Here is an 18,111-nt window from a genome sequence, read left to right as displayed (position 1 = left end):
CGACTCCTTGGGAACCGTTGGGATCGTCCACCGGCCGGCTCTCATCTGTTCGGCACAGCGGCCAGAACAGACCGGCTGCCTTGGCACTCTGCCGCAACAGACGGCTGACCAGGAAGAACGGGCCCCGACGGACTCACCCAGTCTAACCGCGGCAACGCGGTTGGGCCATAGGTGATGCGACTCCGGCCGGTGCGCCGCGCCTTCCGGACGGCTCTGCCTCCGGCCGCGGCGGCACTTCCGGGGTCGCGATCGAGCATGGGATTCGCGAAATGCCTGAATACCGCAGTCCAGCCCCGACCAGCGATGGTCCGGCCCAGACCAGCGACACTCTCCGTACGACCGGCCTCCTTACCGGCCCCCTCGCCGGTCGCCTCGCCGGTTCCCTCCCCGTCCGCCGCTCCGTTCCCGGGGCGACCGTTCACGGGAGGCCGCAGTGATCCTCGGACCGGCCCGGCGGCACGACCCCGACCACATGGGACGGACGCCGCGACGGCCGGCCGACACCGCGTGCCCGCCGAACACCGCATGCCCGCCGAACGCCGTCCGCGGCCGGGCCCACGCCCGCCACCGCCCGGCCCAGGCCCATCTCCCCGTCCTCGCCCCGCGCCCGCCGGCCCCCGTACGCGGCTTCCTGCCCTCCCTCACCCGGGAGGAGCGCCACGCGCTCACCGAGGCCGCCACCACGGTCGTCTACCCGGCCGGCGCGGTCTTCTGGCAGGAGGAGCAGAACGCCGACCATGTCGTGGTGATCCTCTCCGGCCAGGTCAGGGTCAGCGTGGTCCGCGCCGGCCAGGAACGGATCATCGCCACCCGTGGTCCCGGCGACATCGTCGGGGAGCGCGCGGCCTTCTTCCTGCGCCGGCGCTCGGCCACCGTCGTCGCGCTGGACACCGTGCGGACCCTGCGCCTGACGACGCGCGAGTTCGGGGCCTACCTCGCCCGCCACCCCCGCACGGTCGCCGTACTGGAGAAGGAGGTGTACGCCCGGATGACCGAAGGCGAAGGCCCACCCGGCGATGTCCCCGCGCCGCTCGGCACCGTGCCTCCCGCCCTCGTGGCCAGGCCGTCCGGTCCGCTCGTGCCCCGTTGGAGGGAGGGGCGGACGTGCACCATCGTGTTCACCGACATCGCGGAGTTCAGCGCGCCGTACCGGACCGACGACGACCGGCTGACCATCCGCCGGGTGATGTACGAGCTGCTGCGCGACGCGTTCGGCGGCTCCGAGGTGCCCTGGGACGGCTGCTACCGGGAGGACCGCGGGGACGGGGCGCTCATCATCGTCCCGTCCGAGCCGGCCGCCCGCGAGGTCGCCGATCCGATACTGGCCCGCCTCACCGCGGGACTGCGCCGCCACAACGGCCGTTCCGTCAAGGCGGTGCGCATCCAGCTGCGCCTCGCGCTGCACGTCGGCCCCGTCACGCACGACGACGAGGGCGTCGCGGGCTCGGCCGTCATCCACACCGCCCGGCTGCTGGAGGCCCGGCCCCTCAAGGAGTGGCTCGCCCGGACCCGTTCCGACCTGGGCTTCATCGCCTCCACGTCCGTCTACGAATCCGTCATCGCCACCGGCCCGGGGCGTGCGGCCCCGGGCGGCTACCAGCGGGTGAGGTGCACCGTGAAGGAGTCCGACCTCACCGCCTGGATGCATCTGTCCGGCGTCTCCGTCCCGCCGGCCGCGGCCTGACGCGGCGCGACGCTCGAAGGCCGGGTCCTCCCCGCACCCGGCCACCCCGCGCCCCTTCGGCCACCCCGTGCCCCCTTCGGGAACTCCGCCCCTGGCCGCCCCCGCCCCCTCGGTCAGGTCCGGCGGGGGAGTCTCAGCACGAAACGCGCGCCCTTCCGGCTGTCCTCGATGGTCAGGGTCCCCTGGTGCGACTTGGCGATCTGCCGGGCGATGGGCAGGCCCAGCCCGGTGCCGTCCTCGTCCCGGTCGCGGGCCGCCTTGAGCCGCGCGAACCGCTGGAAGACCAGCTCGCGGTCGGCCACGGGGATCCCCTCCCCGTCATCGGCGACCTCCATGATCGCGATGTCGCCCTCCGCCCGTACGGTCACGGTGATCTGCTCGGCGGCGTGCCGTTCGGCGTTGTCCAGCAGGTTGGTCAGCAGCCGCGCCAGCCGGAGCCGGTCGCCGCGCACCCGCACGCCGTACTGGAGCTGCGGCACGACCCGCTTGCAGCCCCGCGGGGAACGTTCCAGCTCGGCGGAGACCAGCGCGGCCAGATCGACCTCCTCGGCGCCGCGGCCCCTGGCCTCGGGCTGGACTCCGGCGTCCAGCCGGGCCAGTTCCAGCAGGTCGGTCACGATCGCCTGGAGCCGTTCCAGGCTGTCGAGCACCGAACGGCCCACCCGCGGCCAGTCGGTGTCCCCGGGATGCAGCAGGGCCTCCTCGAGCTGCGTCCGCGCCGCCGTGATCGGGCTGCGCAGGTCGTGCGAGGCCTCGGCGGTGAACCGCCGCTGCCGCTCCAGCGCCGCGTCGAGCCGGTCCAGCGTGGCGTTGGCGGTCTCGGCCAGCAGCCGGATCTCGTCGCGGGTCTCCGGAACCGGCACCCGGCGGCCGGACCGGGTCGCGGTGATCTCCGCCAGCTCGGCGCGGATGGCGTCCACCGGGGCCAGGGTGGCGTTCACCGCCCGCCAGGTCCGCATCGCCGCGAGCAGGCTCACCAGCAGCGACAGCATGATCAGGAAGGCGGCCAGGGCGGCGCTGACGTACCAGGGGACGACGGGGTGGGCGGCGTAGACGATCCAGTCGCCCTCCGGCCGGTAGACGCGGAACACGGTCACCTGCAGGCAGCCGTCCAGCCCGGCGGCACCGCAGAGCACGCGGCGGTCGTACACGCGCTCCCCGGCAGGCAGGAACGCGGCGATCCGCGGGCGGTCGCGGACGCGGGGCGTCGCGGCGACCACGGCGCCCCGCTCGTCCAGGACCTGCAGGTGCCGGCCCCCGTCGCCGGGCAGCAGCATCGGCAGCCGATCCTGCCTGATCAGGTGGATGACGTGGAGGGCGGCCTCGCCGGTCCTCTCCTCACGGGAGTCGATCGCGTGACCGCGCACGCCGGCCAGGACGAGGGCGGTCACGCCGAGGGAGACCAGCGCCGCGACGGCTCCGGCCTTGAGGGTCATCCGAACCCGTATGGACCCTGAGCGCCGTCTCCTCACCCGACCTCCCGAAGGCGAGGTAATCACCCCGCGGCCCGGAGCGCCGCCTGGAAACGGACGGTGGCCGGCTAAAACACGTCAAAGATCTCGTTCAGACGAGGGCGGTCCCGATCAGCCCTTCCCGGGTCACGAGCCCCGCCAGCTCGTCCTCGGCCAGGCCCCCGGTGCCCTCGGGACGGCGCGGCAGGACCATGTAGCGGGCCTCGGAACTGGAGTCCCAGACGGCGATCTCCACCTCGTCCGGCAGGACCGTCCCGAACTCGGCGAGCACGGCCCGCGGCTCCCGCACCACCCGGGCCCGGTAGGCGTTGCTCTTGTACCAGGACGGGGACGGCCCCAGCAGCGGCACCGGGTAGCACGAGCAGAGCGTGCAGACGATCACGTTGTGGACGCGCGCGGTGTTCGCGACGACCTGGAGGCGGTACCCGTACCGGGCCGGATCGGCCGGCCCCAGCCCGAGCTCGGCCACCGCCGCGTTCCCGTCGGCCAGAAGGCGTTCCCGGAACTCCGGATCGGTCCAGGCCCGCGCCGCCAGCCGCGCGCCGTTCGACGGCGCGGCCCGGACGAGGAACTCCCGCAGGAACGACTCCAGCCGCTCGTCGGTGGTCAGCCCGGCGGCGATCACCCGCTCCTCCAGGCGCCGCACCCGGGCCGCCACCGGCAGGTCAACATGGCTCAAGGTAGGACTCCCACAGATCGACGGCCACCGTGTGCCGCCCCGTACCCCACAGGTCGCGGGCGGCGAACCGTACGACGTAGACGGTCTCGACCCTCGGCGGATCGATGCCGCGCGCCCGGTCGTCGGGCAGCGGCCAGGCGTCGTACATGAGGACGATCTCGCCCTCCTGGCCGCGCACGTAGCGCGGCACCCTGGTGTGGTGGTCGGGGTCGCCGGCGCGGACCCGTACGCGGTCGCCCACCGCGAAGGCCGCGGGTCCCCGGAACGCGCCGTCAGGCAAGGCCCTTCGCCTCCAGGAGGTTCTCCATGGCCATGAGCCAGCGTTCGTAATAGGAGGACGCGAGGTAGGTCTCCGGGGGCAGGCTCTCGATGGCGTCGCGGAACTCGTCCACGTTGAACGCGCCGGCGCCCAGCAGGGCGCGGCTGAGGGCGAACACGCGCGCCTCCCAGTCGGCGTGGAACGGAGGCTCACCGCCCACGACCACCGGAACCGGCCCGAATCCTTGCTGGCCGCCCATGTCGTGCACTCGGCTCATGACCTGACGCTAGCCGCCGCGACCGTCCCGGGGAAGCACCCGGGACGGCGCGAGGCCCGGCCGCCGGGTGACGGCCGGGCCCGTAGGTCAGGCCGCGGCCGGGCTCGCCGCGCCCTCGCCCAGGACGTCGCCGAGGACGTCGGGCTTGTTGGTGATGACGCCGTCCACCCCGAGGCCGATGACGCGGCGCATGGCCGCCGGGTCGTCGACGGTCCAGGTGAAGACCTCCATCCGCAGCCGGTGCACGCGCTGGACGTACTCGGCGGTCAGGGCGCCGTGGTTCGGGTTGATCTGGTCGGCGAACCCGGCCAGTTCGGGCAGGTCCTCCACGGCCGGCGTGCCGAGCAGGCCGACCGGCACCCGCGGCATGATCGCGTGGAACCGCCGCATCGAGTCGAAGTCGAACGACTGCACGACCAGCAGGCGCTCGGACGGGTCGGGCCGCAGCCAGGACGGGTGGCGCCGCAGCTCCGCCGCGATCCGGCCCTCGATGCCCGGGTAGAGGGAGGGCGCCTTGACCTCCAGCAGCAGTCCGAGGCCGCTGCCCCGCATGGAGCGCAGCGCCTCGGCCAGGGTCGGCACGCGCTCACCCGCGTACTTCGCCCCGAACCAGGACCCCGCGTCGAGCTTGCGGATCTCCGCCAGGGTGAAGGCGGAGACCGGCCACGGCGCCCGGTCCGGGTAGACCGACTCCACGTCGGTCGTCCGGGCCAGCGTGGTGTCGTGCATGAGGATCAGCTGGTGGTCCTTGGTCTCCTGCACGTCCAGTTCGAACATGTCGGCGCGCTGGGCACGGGCCAGCCTGAACGCGGCGATCGTGTTCTCCGGCGCGTACGCGGAGGCGCCCCGGTGGGCGACGTTGGCGACCTGCGCGGCGGGGGCCGCTACAGGCTGGGCGGCCGCGGGGTTCGCGATACCTATGATCAGCGAACCGGCCAGGACTGCGGCGAGGGAAAGGCCGAGCCGTCGGAACATTGTCACCTCTCGGGTCAGGGAGCTATAGCCTCCACCCTTGAGGTGCCAGGTGACACGGAAGTAACGATCTCCAAGCGGGCCGTGTCTTTCGGATGACGTTTTTCATCCGAATTCAGGGTTTTCGCGCCGGATAAAATAGGGCCGGGCGGATTCGAGCGCTATGCCAGCCCGTCCATGCCGTCGAGCCGCACCACGTCCCCCTCCACCGCCTCCGTGTCGTCCCGGCGGCCCCCGTCCTGCCGCGCGGGCCGGACGATCCTCGGCACCGGGACCACCGCGCGGAACAGGACCCGCCCGCGCCGGAACCGCGGCCGCCGCCGCAGCCGCCGCCGCGGCGCCGGCACGACGGCCTCCGCCACCACCGGCACCGGCGTCGCCGGCCGCACCACCGTCGCCGGCCGGGGCGTGACCAGACGCGTCGGACGGCGCCGCCCGCGCAGCGTGACCGGCCGGCCGGCCTCCCACGCCGCGGCCTCGTCGGGCCGCGCCAGGTCATGGACCGTCCCGGAGGCCAGCACCCGCCCCGGACTGACCTTGGCCAGATCGCTGAGCCGGGCCGCCTCGTTCACCGGATCACCGATCACGGTGTACTCGAAGCGCTTCTCCGCCCCGATGTACCCGGCCACCACCGGCCCGGCCGAGACCCCGATCCCCGCGTCCAGCTGCGGCACCTCCGTGCGCAGCCGCAGCGCCAGCTCCCGTCCCGCCCCCAGCGCGCCGCCCGCCGCGTCCTCGGCCTCGTTCGGCGCACCGAAGATCGCCAACGCCGCGTCGCCCTCGAACTTGTTGATCCACCCACCGTGGGCGCCCACCACGTTCACCACGACCCCGAAGAACCGGTTGAGCAGCCCCACCACCTCGTCCGGCGACCGCGTCTCGGCCAGCCTCGTGGACCCGGTGAGGTCGACGAACAGCACCGCCACCTCGCGGGTCTCCCCGCCCAGCTCGATGTCTCCCCGTTCCAGGGCCAGGCCCGCGACCTCCTCGCCCACATGCCGCCCGAACAGGTCCCGCAGCCGCTCATGGTCGCGCAGCCCGGCGACCATGTGGTTGAAGCCGACCTGGAGCCCCCCGACCTCACTGGCGTCGTACACCGGCACCTCGGCCCCGAGATCGCCCCGTTCCACCCGTGCCATCCCCATCCGCACCGACTTGATCGGATCGGCGATCGCCCGCGTGGCGATGTACGTCACGTACATCCCGACGGCCAGCGCCACCCCGCCGAGACCGAGGATCGTGATGGCCAGCTGGGTGGTCGCGATGCCCGGTGCCGCCAGCGCCGCGATGGCCACGCAGATCAGCCCGAGCACCGGGATGGCGGTGCCCAGCGCCCACGCGAGCATGACCCGGGTCGTGACACCCGGCAACGTGATCGGCCGCGCCTCCACGCCGGCCGCCTGCTGCTCGCTCGCCAGCACCAGCGCCGCGGCCGGCCGCAGCAGCCGTTCCGACAGCAGATAGACGATCGTGGACGTGGTCATCGCGCCGAGCAGGCAGGTCAGCCCGGTCTTGACCGCCAGCCGCGCGGTGAACAGCACCAGGTCGAGCACCGCCCAGCCCACCGCGCCGACCGCCCACAACCCGCCCACCAGCAGCGTCAGCCGCAGCGGCCCGAGCAGCACCGCCCGCCGCTGCGCATGGTCGGGGATGCCCCCCTCCCGTACGAGCCGGACCACCGGACGCCACAGGTACAGCCCCAGCAGCAACGCCCCCGGTCCGGCCACCACCGGATAGCTGAAGAACGCGACCGTGTTCACCAGCCGTACGCGATCGAGGTCCTCCAGCGGAGGATCGGGAACGACGAACGTCGCGAACAGCAGCACCACCACCGCGCCACCGAGGTTCGCGACGACGACCACGACCAGGAGCACCCACCGGACCCGGAGTTCGAGCATCGTCCGGGGGACGCCGGGGAGCCGGGGAAGGCTGTCCAACCGGGCGCCGAGACTGCGCACCACCGCTCTGCCGGTCACATGCGCCTCCAGCCCTCGGGGGGGTCTGCGGCAACGGTGTCCCACTCTAGATCGCCCGGCCGCCGGCGCACATGCGAATCACCGTACTACCGACGATCGCCCCAGGCACGCGCGCATCACCTTTGGGTAACATACGGCACATAGGTATACCGCGCCCGCCCCCTCCGGCGAACCACCTTTTACCTGATCTCCCCCCGCACCGCCCCTGGTCCGCCACCCCGCGCCACCAGCGTCCCCTTTTCCCGAGATCCACCTTTCTCGCCCTTTGCAGACACTTCCACCTTTCCTCCCATTAACCCTTTTCCAGGACTCCCTTTCCCGCAGGAACCATCACCGCCCCCCGAGGCCCCGCCCGGCCCCACAGCAGCGCCGGCAGGAACACCGGGAGCAACAGCCCAGCACCCCCACACCTGCCAGACCGCCCCACACCGAGACCTCCAGACGACCCCCGAGCACCCGCCCGCTTAACGAGTTGGCGCTCCCCTCAGGCATCGCGTATGCTCTCGGACGTCGCCAAGAACCGGCCAAGCCGGTCGGCGAAGACCTCCGAAGCCGATAAACTTCCGGAGGAAGCAAGGTCCTGTGGAGCAGCTAGGAGTGCTCGCCACCCTGTCAAGGTGGAGGCCGCGGGTTCAAATCCCGTCAGGACCGCCAGGCGTGCGGATGCGCGTCATGGGCAGGTAGCTCAGTCGGTACGAGCGTCCGCCTGAAAAGCGGAAGGTCGGCGGTTCGACCCCGCCCCTGCCCACACCTTCTGAGCAGCACAAACGCCCCGAGCGATCATCGCCCGGGGCGTTTTTGACGACAGTGCTGACGACAACGACCTCAGCCGAGAGCATCCCCCAGCTTCCGCAGCGCCGCCCGCTTCTCGTCGAGAGCGGCATGAGCGTAGATCGTCATGGTGACCTCGATGTCGCTGTGCCCGACGATCTCCCGGACGACGTGCGGCGGGACGCCCAGGTCCAGGAGCAACGAGACGCAGGTGTGCCGAATGTCGTGGAAGCGCACAGCCTCCAGACCGGCGGCCTCACGGATCCGGCCCCAGCTGCGCCGAAGGTTGTCCGGCTCCATGGGCGTGCCCAGGCTTGAGGGAAAGACGAGGCCGTGATCCTGCCAGCGCGGCCATGCCTCGGCCCGTTCGGTGCGCTGCTTGACACGATGCTCGCAAAGCGCCGTAACGCACAGGTCCGGTAGCGGGATCGTCCGCGTGGACCCTTCGGTCTTGGGCGGGACGAAACGAAGTTCGCCGCCCACCCGCTGAAGCGTCTGGACCACTTCGAGCTTGGCGTCTTGGACGCCAGATTCCGCGCAGTGCGCGCAGGGCTCACCGTCGCAGGTTCCGCCCTCCCCGCCGCAGGCCCGGCACGGTGTGAGAGTGATGTCCTCCCAACGCAGGCCGAGGAGTTCACCGCGCCGCAGGCCCAGGCACAGCGCCAGGACGTACATCGCATAGAGCCGTTCATGCTCTGCCGCCTTGAGCACGGCCCGCGCCTGGTCGACCGTCAGTCCCCGATTGACCTTGTATTTGGGGGTGGTCACCGTGACGAGCCGTGCGACGTTGCGAGGAAGGATCTCTTCACGGACGGCCGCCTGAAGAGCGTTACGGAGGACGGCCAAGACGAACTGCACCATCCGCACCGAGAGCCGAGACTGACAGCATTCCCCGCCTTTCAGGGCGCAGCAGCGCGGCTTGTCCCGGACGGCGTCCCACCCGTGCCGACAGCATTGACATGCCTGACGCACGTTGGTGATGAGGACCCGGACGTCACGGGCGGTGAGCTTGCCGAGCCGCTTCTTGCCCAGGCCGGGGATGAGATGGAGGCGGACAACGCTTTCGTAGCCCTGCACGGTCTTGGGACGCCGCTCCACACGTACGACGTTCTCCAGCCAGTAGGCGAGGTACTGCTCAACAGTCCAGTTCACGGACGCGACGGGGATACCGTCATCGGCCTGTGCCTTGAGCTTGACGTACTTGGCGTGGCACTCGTCCCGAGTTCGGCCGTAGACGCTCACACGCTTGATCGTTCCGGCGGTCGTGGGTATGAAGAGCTTGGCCTCATACCGCCCGTCCTTCCGTTGGACGATCGTCCCCTCACCGTTGGCCCGCCGGCGAGCCCGCCCCCTTGCGGACTTACGGCGCTCGGGTCCATCCGGCGCGGCAAGCATGATCTTGGACATCAGGCAGCCTCCTCGGCAAGCAGGTCCAGGCATTCGGCGAGGGCGGTGACGGGGACGAGTCGGCGACGGCCGATCTTGATCGTCCGGAGCTGGTTGGAGCGCATGAGGTTGTAGAGGGTCCAGCGGCTCACGCGGAGCCGTTCGGCGGCCTCGTCGACGGTGAGGACGAGTTCGTTCAAGCCGTGCTCCCTTGCTCGGTGGCGTTCGGGTTGAGGGGCGGTAGGGGTGTGCCGTTGAGTGCTGCGGTGAGGAGTGCTTCGCCGGGTGTGAGTCCTTGGCCGAGGTAGCGCCAGTGGGCGATGACGAGGACCTGGTCCTCGTCGGTGAGCGGCAGCCGCCCCGTGGTGATCTCGTGTTCGCGCTGGTTATGGAGGATCCGTGCCTCACGCAGGGCGCCGAGCGTGGTGGAGTACCGGCGGGATTTGGTGGAGAAGTGGCCGCGGAAGCCGAGCATGTGTGCCCAGTCGGCCAGCCGTAGTTCCGCCAACTCCGGGAGGGCCCCCAGGCGGAGGCATTCGGCGATGAGGCGCCGGGCGTGTGCGGTGACGGGGAGTTGGGCGATGTCGTCTGTGGCCCGAATGCGCCGGTCGAGGGTGCCGACGCATTCGGCGGCCTTGGTGGCGTACTTGGCGATGTAGCCCGCCACGGCCCGATCGGTCAGCTCCCCCGTGGTCGTGATCAGGCGAATGTCGACCTGCGACCCCCAGGCCAGCGACCGGGACGGGACGCCGGGGGGCGGCGGGGGTGGGGACGGTGACGGCGAGTGCGCCTTGTTGGACGGCGTCGGCCAGGACCTGGTGAGTGGCCCAGGCGGGTGGTGGTGAGTGGGGGCCGGTGGGTCCGTCGAGTCGGATGACGGCGTGGAAGTGGACGACGCCGCGCCGTTGGTATTCGGCGACTTTGGCGAAGGAGATGGTGAGGGTGTCGCCGAGCTGGCGGAGGGTGAGGCCGGCGGCTTTGGCGACGCGTCGTCGCAGGGCCATGGTGAAGCGTCGCCACAGCTCCGGCGCGAGGGCGTTGAAGAGGACGGAGCCGGTGTGGTCGTAGCAGTCGGGGCACAGTGGTTGCCCGAGGCGCCCGTCCTCCGCCGAGTGCCGGACGGTGCACGACATCGACCGGCCGTGCGGGCAGGTGCCCGCGTCGCGCCGGGGGTGGCAGGGCGCCACCGTCCCGCCGGGCTTCTCCCTTCGGGCGTGGACGGTGCCGAAGGAGGGTGCGGTGAGGGTGACGAACGCGGCCGGGTGTGAGGTGACGGTGTCGGGGACGCCTTTGCCGCCGGTCAGGCCAGCGCGGACGAGTTGGTAGGTGTCGGCGCGGTAGGTCTCGGCACACGAGGGGCACCGTGAGGCCCGCCGTGTCTTGCACGCCACCCGCAGTGCCCCGCCGGGTTCCCGCGCGGTGGTGTAGCGGTGCAGGAGTTCGCCGGTGAGGGGGTCCAGGTGTTCGACCCGTCCGCGTAGGTGGATCGGTTGTGCGCAGCCGCCCATGGCGCGGGTGCGGGCGGCCCACCGGGCGAAGTCGCGCCGGTTGATCCGGGCGGCCATGTCACGGGCGGCGGCCGGGGTCACCACGGGCGGGGTGGCGTGTTCGGGCACGGCGGGCGGGTCTCCCCTCGTCGAGAACGGACCGGTCGTTGAAGGCCCCGGACGTGGCCGCGTGTGCGGGCGGCTTGTGGGGCCACGTCCGGGGGCACGTGGGGTAGCGGGTTAGAGGGCTGTGAAGAAGGCGGCCAGGGCGTCGGCGAGAGCCGCCAAACCGGCCAGGACGGCGGCCACCGAGCGGGCGGCTCCGGCGGGGTGGCGCAGGACGTAGAGGGCCAGGACGAGGCAGCAGGCGATGGCGGTGCAGCGGCGCAGGAACACGGGGGTGGTCTCCGTTCGGGGGTCAGGTGTGGCCGGTTCCGTTGCAGTGGGGGCAGGTGTCGCCTTCTCCGGTCAGTCCGGTGGTGCCGCAGTGGCAGCACGCCCACCCCGTCACCGGAGGCACCAGGACCGGACGCTCAGGGGGGTTGTGGTGGACCGGCAGGGGTGCGGGGGTAGCCATCACGCGGCCTCGTCGGTGGCCGGGCGGGTGGCCTCGTCGGTGGGGGTGTCGGGGATGACGTTGTCGCGGTAGCTGTGGCGTGCGGCGTGTTCGGCGGCGGCGCGGGCGGGGATGTGCACGATCCGGTAGGAGATGGGGCCGAAGCTGCGGGAGGCGGTGTAGTGCCCGCCCCGCGATCGGGTGTCGTGGACGTCGGCGTCCAGCAGTTCGGCGACGTGGTCGACCAGCGCGACCGCCGCAGCGTCATCGCAGTCACGGGTGAAGAACATGAAGACTTGGCCGATTTCGTTGACCGGCACGGACGGGTTGGCCTCCAGGAAGTCGGCCAGCGCGCGCAGGCCCGCGATGGTCTCCCGGCGGACGGAAGGGTCTCCGAAGGTGTCCGGGTTGGTCTCGCGGTTGGTGTTGGTGGTCATGGCGGTTCTCCCTTGGCGCGGTGTTCAGGCGGTTTCGGTGCGGATCTGGCGGAGGAGGTCGGAGGCGAGCTGGTTGGACACCCCGAGCCGGGCGCGCAGCGCGTCACGGGTGATCGGCCGCCCGTGCCGGTTCTGGTGTTCGTTGGCGACGCGGTGGGCGAAGGCCACCAGCGGCACCGCCGCAGACGAAGACGAGGACGGAGACGGGGGCGCGGTTGGGGACGGGGCATCCTGGTCTGCGGGGACGGGGATCGTGGTCTGACCGCCCTCGTCCGCGTCGCCGTCCTCGTCCTGGTTCTCGTCCGATACAGCGGGGACGGGCGCGGCCAGTTCGGGACGGCCCCCGTCCTGTACCACCGGTGCCGAGGACGAGGACGAGGGCGGTTGAGCCTCAGGGCGTCCGAAGGACGGGGGCGCGGTCATCACGTCCGGGACATCTGAGGACGGGGCAGCCGACCGGTCCGCCGGGGCAGTCGCGGTTTTGCGGCGTTCGAGCATGGAGACGGCGACCAGGAAGGCCCCGGCGGGAGTGCCGGCAGTGATCCAGCCCCACACGGTCGGGTCGGCTTGGGCAAGGTTGGCGGCCAGGGACAGCAGGATTCCGCCGACCAGGACCAGCGTCGGCCACGACAGCCGCCCCGTCGCTCGTCCGGTGCGCTTGTCGCGCTGGCGTTCTCCGGCGGCCATGACGCAGGTGAGGTCGATGCAGACGGCGATGGCCCAGGCCATCCATCCGGTCTGGCCGTGTTCGGTGGCGGTGTCGCGGATGTGGGTGAACGACCCTGCCGCCGCGATCGCGGCCAGGACCAGGACGGGGCCGGAGTCGGCGACCGCGCCCAGGACACGGCGGGTCATGCCGCCCGCCCGGAGGTCACCAGGGCCAGGAGTGCGGCCAGTTCGGCGTCACACCGGTGCAGCTCGGCCCAGTCCTCCACCTCACCGGCGATGTCCGAGGCGAAGGAGTCGGCGCAGCGCTCGCACCGGGCGATGTGCAGGCCCCGGACGTCGTCCCAGCCGAGGATGACCGGCGGAACGGCCGAGGACGCCCAAGACGAGGCGGGACAGCCCGCCGGGACGGGACGGGACGAGAAGGCAGAGCCAGGACGACGCGGACGGGGACGGGCGCGAAGGGTGGTCACGCGGGCGGTCACGACAAGCCTCCGAGACGGGTTCGGGCATGGGTCGGGTAGGGACGTGGCGTGATCAGGGCTCACACCCAGCCGCGAGGAAGAAGAGAAGAAGGGGAGGAGCGCCCGCGGTTATGCGGCTTCGTCCAGCGCCGGGGGCGTGGTGGGGACGGTGCCGATCAGGGCGTCCCAGGCGGGAGTGAGATGGGCGTGGTCACGGGCCGCCCGTTCGGCCTCGTCCTCAGAGACGAACACCGACCGAGCGCGATGCCAGGACCCGTCCTGACCGGCGACCACCGCCACCCCCGGAGTCTCCGCCGGAATCGCCCGCGCCGCATCCAGAGCGGCCGGATCCATGTCCCCGAGCGTCATGTTCGCCGTCTCCGGATCGTTGACCCGGTGGCAGACCCGCCCCGAGAGCTGGGAGCGCAGAGCGGTGACGCCGGGGCCCAGATCGGAGCCGATGCGCTGGCCGCACACGATCAGGTGGACGGCGAACGCCCGCCCGAGCTGAGCCACCCGCAGCAGCGCGGTACCGGTGCGGGACACCCGCTCCAAACTGCCGCCGTACCTGCTCGGCACCGCCGAACGCCTGGATCCCTGACCAGCGAAGCCACCCTGATGAGACGTCCGATGGTGCTAAGGCGTCAAGCGGCTGCCGAAAGTGGCGGGGGGAACGCCTTGAGTGGGTCGTAGGTCTGGCGTGTTTGGAGGCAGTGGTGGAGCTGTCCGAGCATGCGGTTGAACAGGTGCCGTAGGGCGGCGGGGTGCCGGTCGCCCTGGTCGCGTCGTTGCTGGTAGTGGTCTCGTGCAGGCCCGGTTTTGGAGGCCGCGCAGAACGCCCATCGAAAGCCGGTGGCGGCCAGCCGGTTGTTCTTGATCGAGCGCCGGGTGATGGAAACGCTTCGCCCGGAGGCGCGGGTGATCGGTGCTGATCCGGCGTATGCCTTCAGAGCGCGAGCGTCGGCGAACCATGTCCGGTCGTCGCCGATCTCGGCCGGCAGCCTGGCTCCGAGTTCGTCACCCAGGCCGGGGAAGCTGGTGATGATCTCGTAGTCGGGGTGCTGGGCGAAGGCCTCGGCGACCGCCAGGCCGAGCCGGTCAACGTTGTCGCATTCGGCGTCCAGGACGGCCAGCAGTGCGCGGGCCTGCTCACCCATCGCCCGTTCGACCAGCGGCGGCTGGTGCAGTTGCGGCTGCCGCAGCGCCTGGTGGATTCGCCGGGCCAGCTGGTCGATCCCGCGCTGCCGACCTGCCCGGCGCAACGCCGCGGCGATGCGAGTTCGCGGCAGCTTGACAGCCGCCGTCGGCGTGAGCGCGATCGCCAGCACGGCGCGAGCATCGCGGCCGGCCAGGTTGGTGGTGCGGTCGGCGAAGGCGGCCAGGAAGACTGGGAAGTACTCGCGCAGCAGCGAGCGCAGCGCGTTGGAGGCGCGGGTGCGGCGCCAGATGGCGTCCTGGTGGGCGCGGGCCAGCACGGCTATGGCGCGGGCCAGGTCGGTGTCGGCCGGCAGCGGCCGGTGAGCGTGGGCGTCGGTGCGCAGGATCCCGGCCAGCGTCATCGCGTCGACGTGGCCGGACTTCTTGCGGGCGACCGAATGGCGCTCGCGATAGCGGGCCACCGCCATCGGGTTGATGGCGAAGACCTGCCGGCCGGTGGCGCGCAACGCGGCCACTAGCAGGCCGCGCGGCGTTTCGATGGCCACCGGGAATGGATCGTCGGGGTCGTCGCCGGCGTCGGCGAGCAGCTGGAGCAGTTCCTCAAAGCCCTCGACGGTGTCGCTGATCCGGCGTTTGGCCAGCAGCTGGCCGGCCTCGTCCACCAGGGCGACGTCGTGGTGATCCTCGGCCCAGTCGATCCCGCAGAACGCTCTCACCCGGATGCTCTCCTTCACACAGCCATGACCTGTCGATGCAGGTGGCGGCCTGGCTGGGACGCGCGGCGCTCTAATCACAAGGCTCGCTGGCCTTCCCTCCGATGGAGCCGTTCGCGATCCCAGCGACCCGCGCGGGTCCCAGTCTCATCCGGGAGCTCGAAGGCTCGGAACTTTCTCAGGGATCACCGCGCGGGCGGCTCGAACCACGAACAGCAACCTGCCGCACCCGGCAACACAGCGGGACGCATCTGCCGGAACCGCCACCGACCACCCTGATTAGAACTTTCTCTACGGGTTCAAGGGCGCCCGCTCTGCGGTCGCCGCCGGTCGATCCGGGGCGGGCATGCGGCCTCTCCGGGCCGACCCGCCCCGGCCGTCCGGCCTGATCAATACTGCGAAGTCCGTTGTCGAGCCGCTTCCTATGCGCTTGGGTAGTCCTGTGGCTGAGACTGGATCGCCAAGAGCGCGATGGAGACGGAGCGTAATCACAGCCACCTTGACGGCCATATTGGCGACTGCAACGAATGTCTTTATCAACTACGCCACCACCGAAGCAAGTGCTTTTAGGTGGGGGGCTGTCGTGCTCCTAACAGTGCTCAGTGGCCTACTTGCATCAGTGCTAGCCTCCAAGCGAGAGCCTTTACCTGCCAGGGCGCCAGACAAGCCGGCGGTGCATCTAAGGATCGCTGATACGGCAAAGACTATAGATTTCAAAATCTATAGCGAGGAAGTCGCACTTAGGCCAGGTTATATAAACCAATGGATTCGTACCGCGCATGATCCTGGTAGCGAGGTCGAGCCGAGCGAGGGCAATGAATCATGAGTCGCCATAATGCCGAAGAATCGGTGACTCGTTATCGAGCGCTAGTTGCAGAAGACCCTGCTACTTATCTGCCTAGTTTGGCTAGGTCTCTCAATAACCTGAGCGCTTCCCTTGCTGAGGCTGGTGAGGTGCGTGCCGCGCTCGACCCTGCTCATGAGGCGGTTGAGATCCGCCGCAGGTTGGCTGAAGCGGATCCCGGCGCCTACCTGCCTGAACTGGCCGCATCCCTCAACAACCTCGGAATTCGTCTCTCGCAGATTGGCGAAGTGCGTGCCGCGCTCCACCCTGCTCATGAGGCGGTTGAGATCCGCCGCAGGTTGGCTGAAGCGGATCCCGGCGCCTACCTGCCTGAACTGGCCGCATCCCTCAACAACCTCGGAATTCGTCTCTCGCAGATTGGCGAAGTGCGTGCCGCGCTCCACCCTACTCGTGAGGCGGTTGAAATATTCCGAAACCTAATTATTGTTGAACCTCGCGCCTACCTACCTGAGCTGGCTTCTGCGTTGAGTAACCTCGGAATTCGCTTGTCAGAAGTGGGCGAGGTGCGTGCTGCGCTCGACCCTGCTCATGAGGCGGTTGAGATCCGCCGCAGGTTGGCTGAAGCGGATCCCGGCGCCTACCTGCCTGAGCTGGCCGGATCTCTCAACAACCTCAGCGTTTCTCTCGCTGGGGTTGGTGAGGTGCGTGCCGCGCTCGACCCTGCTCATGAGGCGGTTGAGATCCGCCGCAGGTTGGCTGAAGCGGATCCCGGCGCCTACCTGCCTGAACTGGCTTCTGCGTTGAGTAACCTCGGAATTCGCTTGTCAGAAGTGGGCGAGGTGCGTGCTGCGCTCGACCCTGCTCATGAGGCGGTTGAGATCCGCCGCAGGTTGGCTGAAGCGGATCCCGGCGCCTACCTGCCTGAGCTGGCCGGATCTCTCAACAACCTCAGCGTTTCTCTCGCTGGGGTTGGTGAGGTGCGTGCCGCGCTCGACCCTGCTCATGAGGCGGTTGAGATCCGCCGCAGGTTGGCTGAAGCGGATCCCGGCGCCTACCTGCCTGAACTGGCTTCTGCGTTGAGTAACCTCGGAATTCGCTTGTCAGAAGTGGGCGAGGTGCGTGCTGCGCTCGACCCTGCTCATGAGGCGGTTGAGATCCGCCGCAGGTTGGCTGAAGCGGATCCCGGCGCCTACCTGCCTGAGCTGGCCGGATCTCTCAACAACCTCAGCGTTTCTCTCGCTGGGGTTGGTGAGGTGCGTGCCGCGCTCGACCCTGCTCATGAGGCGGTTGAGATCCGCCGCAGGTTGGCTGAAGCGGATCCCGGCGCCTACCTGCCTGAACTGGCCGGATCTCTCAACAATCTCGCCAGTGTCTACGAGGCGGCGGGAGATCTAAGCCGGGCTCTCCCTTTGTACGAGCAGGCGCTAGCCGACCTGGAGCACGTGCTTGGTCCGGATCATCCATCCACTCTTGCATCCCGCAACAATCTCGCCAGTGCCTACAAGGCGGCGGGAGATCTAAGCCGGGCTCTCCCTTTGTACGAGCAGGCGCTAGCCGACCTGGAGCACGTGCTTGGTCCGGATCATCCATCCACTCTTGCATCCCGCAACAATCTCGCCAGTGCCTACAAGGCGGCGGGAGATCTAAGCCGGGCTCTCCCTTTGTACGAGCAGGCGCTAGCCGACTCTATCCGGATCCTGGGTGAGCGTCATCCGACCACTCAAGCAATTCAAGGCAATTTGCATTCGTTTGAACGGTAGGCCTTATGGCTGTGCATCCGTATTAATCTGGGAGGCGTAGTTTTCCCTCTTAGCTAGTGTAAAGCTGGCATTACAAACTGAACGTGGCCGAAGCGGGGGCCTCGCGGCCCCCAGCCCCCCGCGAGCCGGAGGGCACGCCCGCGCGAAGCTGTCTGTCACACCGTCTCGCCGTTCGCGCGGTCGCACCCTCCGGGGCGGGTGTGGGTGCTAACGGCGGTCCTAACAACGAGGTCGGATGACCTTGGACAGGTGTGGACGTTCGGGAGGGAGATGTGCTGGTCAACGGATCAGAGGCTTACGTGCTGCACTGGCTTGGCAGCTGGCTTGAAGGGCGGACGGGGCGGATGCCGATGTGGTGGGTGTCCAGCCTGCGTAGCAGCGGCATTGCTGCGCGCGTGTCTCCGCTGGCAACCTGTGCACATGGAAACACCGCCCCTCGGCGACTATGAGCAGCTGCTGAGATCCATGGCTCATCCGTGGAGCGCTGGAACGGTCGTGCACGGCTCAAAGGTCCTGGACGATCCTGGTGGTTGGTTTGGTGCGACACTGCCGTACCGACTGGACCGGCGAGTACTGGCGGCATATGGAT

General features: G+C 70.0%; 15 protein-coding genes, 2 tRNA genes and 2 pseudogenes. 4 read left to right on the top strand and 15 right to left on the bottom strand.

What is annotated here, in order from left to right:
• The first annotated feature begins 433 nt into the window (after positions 1 to 433).
• Positions 434 to 1,684 (top strand): cyclic nucleotide-binding domain-containing protein, encoded by a 1,251-nt coding sequence (locus IW256_RS34695; RefSeq protein ID WP_197014953.1) that lies wholly within the window; start codon positions 434 to 436, stop codon positions 1,682 to 1,684.
• Positions 1,685 to 1,797: 113 nt separating this feature from the next.
• Here the strand turns inward: IW256_RS34695 and IW256_RS34690 are convergent, their stop codons facing one another.
• The 6 genes from IW256_RS34690 to IW256_RS34665 all read right to left on the bottom strand — a co-directional run bounded on the left by IW256_RS34690 (position 1,798) and on the right by IW256_RS34665 (position 7,319).
• Complete coding sequence (locus IW256_RS34690) at positions 1,798 to 3,120, bottom strand: sensor histidine kinase (protein ID WP_197014952.1); 1,323 nt, start codon at positions 3,118 to 3,120, stop codon at positions 1,798 to 1,800.
• 127 nt (positions 3,121 to 3,247) lie between these two features.
• Complete coding sequence (locus IW256_RS34685; RefSeq protein ID WP_197014951.1) at positions 3,248 to 3,835, bottom strand: nitrile hydratase subunit alpha; 588 nt, start codon at positions 3,833 to 3,835, stop codon at positions 3,248 to 3,250.
• Positions 3,822 to 4,115: an SH3-like domain-containing protein gene (locus tag IW256_RS42505; RefSeq protein ID WP_197014950.1), complete on the bottom strand. Its 294-nt coding sequence runs from the start codon at positions 4,113 to 4,115 to the stop codon at positions 3,822 to 3,824. Before IW256_RS42505 ends, IW256_RS34685 begins: the two co-directional genes overlap by 14 nt.
• The gene (locus IW256_RS42500; RefSeq protein ID WP_197014949.1) at positions 4,108 to 4,371 is read right to left on the bottom strand and encodes an SH3-like domain-containing protein; all 264 of its coding nucleotides are present in this window, start codon (positions 4,369 to 4,371) and stop codon (positions 4,108 to 4,110) included. The genes IW256_RS42505 and IW256_RS42500 overlap by 8 nt, the downstream gene beginning before the upstream one ends.
• 87 nt (positions 4,372 to 4,458) lie before the next feature.
• Positions 4,459 to 5,346, bottom strand: coding sequence for a glycerophosphodiester phosphodiesterase (locus IW256_RS34670; RefSeq protein ID WP_197014948.1), 888 nt, complete (start codon positions 5,344 to 5,346; stop codon positions 4,459 to 4,461).
• 158 nt (positions 5,347 to 5,504) lie between these two features.
• Complete coding sequence (locus IW256_RS34665) at positions 5,505 to 7,319, bottom strand: adenylate/guanylate cyclase domain-containing protein (protein WP_307829289.1); 1,815 nt, start codon at positions 7,317 to 7,319, stop codon at positions 5,505 to 5,507.
• 576 nt (positions 7,320 to 7,895) lie between these two features.
• On the opposite strand from IW256_RS34665, the gene IW256_RS34660 reads away from it, so the two are divergent.
• Together IW256_RS34660 and IW256_RS34655 are read left to right on the top strand one after the other, a co-directional pair.
• Positions 7,896 to 7,973: transfer RNA gene (locus IW256_RS34660), tRNA-Asp, on the top strand.
• 20 nt (positions 7,974 to 7,993) lie between these two features.
• Positions 7,994 to 8,067, top strand: a tRNA-Phe gene (locus tag IW256_RS34655).
• Positions 8,068 to 8,144: 77 nt separating this feature from the next.
• Here IW256_RS34655 and IW256_RS34650 read toward each other — a convergent pair.
• The 9 genes and pseudogenes from IW256_RS34650 to IW256_RS34610 form a co-directional block, all read right to left on the bottom strand.
• Positions 8,145 to 9,497: a tyrosine-type recombinase/integrase gene (locus IW256_RS34650; RefSeq protein WP_197014947.1), complete on the bottom strand. Its 1,353-nt coding sequence runs from the start codon at positions 9,495 to 9,497 to the stop codon at positions 8,145 to 8,147.
• Positions 9,497 to 9,676, bottom strand: coding sequence for a helix-turn-helix domain-containing protein (locus IW256_RS34645; protein WP_197014946.1), 180 nt, complete (start codon positions 9,674 to 9,676; stop codon positions 9,497 to 9,499). The genes IW256_RS34650 and IW256_RS34645 overlap by 1 nt, the downstream gene beginning before the upstream one ends.
• Positions 9,673 to 10,984 (bottom strand): annotated as a pseudogene (locus tag IW256_RS42940) (replication initiator). Before IW256_RS42940 ends, IW256_RS34645 begins: the two are co-directional and overlap by 4 nt.
• Positions 10,985 to 11,203: 219 nt before the next feature.
• Positions 11,204 to 11,359, bottom strand: coding sequence for a hypothetical protein (locus IW256_RS34635; protein ID WP_197014945.1), 156 nt, complete (start codon positions 11,357 to 11,359; stop codon positions 11,204 to 11,206).
• Between the two features lie 180 nt (positions 11,360 to 11,539).
• A complete protein-coding gene (locus IW256_RS34630) occupies positions 11,540 to 11,956 on the bottom strand; it encodes a hypothetical protein (protein ID WP_197014944.1) in 417 nt (138 codons plus the stop codon).
• 24 nt (positions 11,957 to 11,980) lie between these two features.
• The gene (locus IW256_RS34625) at positions 11,981 to 12,811 is read right to left on the bottom strand and encodes a DUF2637 domain-containing protein (RefSeq protein ID WP_197014943.1); all 831 of its coding nucleotides are present in this window, start codon (positions 12,809 to 12,811) and stop codon (positions 11,981 to 11,983) included.
• Entirely contained in the window at positions 12,808 to 13,107 is a 300-nt protein-coding gene (locus IW256_RS34620) for a hypothetical protein (RefSeq protein WP_197014942.1), read from the bottom strand. The genes IW256_RS34625 and IW256_RS34620 overlap by 4 nt, the downstream gene beginning before the upstream one ends.
• Before the next feature lie 108 nt (positions 13,108 to 13,215).
• A pseudogene (locus IW256_RS34615) lies at positions 13,216 to 13,632 on the bottom strand (FtsK/SpoIIIE domain-containing protein); the annotation flags it as partial.
• Positions 13,633 to 13,730: 98 nt separating this feature from the next.
• Positions 13,731 to 14,960: an IS110 family RNA-guided transposase gene (locus tag IW256_RS34610; protein ID WP_425549712.1), complete on the bottom strand. Its 1,230-nt coding sequence runs from the start codon at positions 14,958 to 14,960 to the stop codon at positions 13,731 to 13,733.
• Positions 14,961 to 15,779: 819 nt separating this feature from the next.
• On the opposite strand from IW256_RS34610, the gene IW256_RS34605 reads away from it, so the two are divergent.
• Positions 15,780 to 17,522: a tetratricopeptide repeat-containing protein gene (locus IW256_RS34605; RefSeq protein ID WP_197014940.1), complete on the top strand. Its 1,743-nt coding sequence runs from the start codon at positions 15,780 to 15,782 to the stop codon at positions 17,520 to 17,522.
• Positions 17,523 to 18,111: the final 589 nt, after the last annotated feature.

The organism is Actinomadura viridis (assembly GCF_015751755.1).
Taxonomy (GTDB): Bacteria; Actinomycetota; Actinomycetes; order Streptosporangiales; family Streptosporangiaceae; genus Spirillospora; species Spirillospora viridis.
Note: the sequence above shows the minus strand (reverse complement) of the source record. Positions and strands in the feature narration are given on the sequence as shown.

Coding starts and splice junctions, on each gene's coding strand:
- IW256_RS34650 (WP_197014947.1), bottom strand. CDS start 9,497: ATGTCCAAGATCATGCTTGCCGCGCCGGATGGACCCGAGCGCCGTAAG.
- IW256_RS34630 (WP_197014944.1), bottom strand. CDS start 11,956: ATGACCACCAACACCAACCGCGAGACCAACCCGGACACCTTCGGAGAC.
- IW256_RS34690 (WP_197014952.1), bottom strand. CDS start 3,120: ATGACCCTCAAGGCCGGAGCCGTCGCGGCGCTGGTCTCCCTCGGCGTG.
- IW256_RS34605 (WP_197014940.1), top strand. CDS start 15,780: ATGAGTCGCCATAATGCCGAAGAATCGGTGACTCGTTATCGAGCGCTA.
- IW256_RS42500 (WP_197014949.1), bottom strand. CDS start 4,371: ATGAGCCGAGTGCACGACATGGGCGGCCAGCAAGGATTCGGGCCGGTT.
- IW256_RS34670 (WP_197014948.1), bottom strand. CDS start 5,346: ATGTTCCGACGGCTCGGCCTTTCCCTCGCCGCAGTCCTGGCCGGTTCG.
- IW256_RS34625 (WP_197014943.1), bottom strand. CDS start 12,811: ATGACCCGCCGTGTCCTGGGCGCGGTCGCCGACTCCGGCCCCGTCCTG.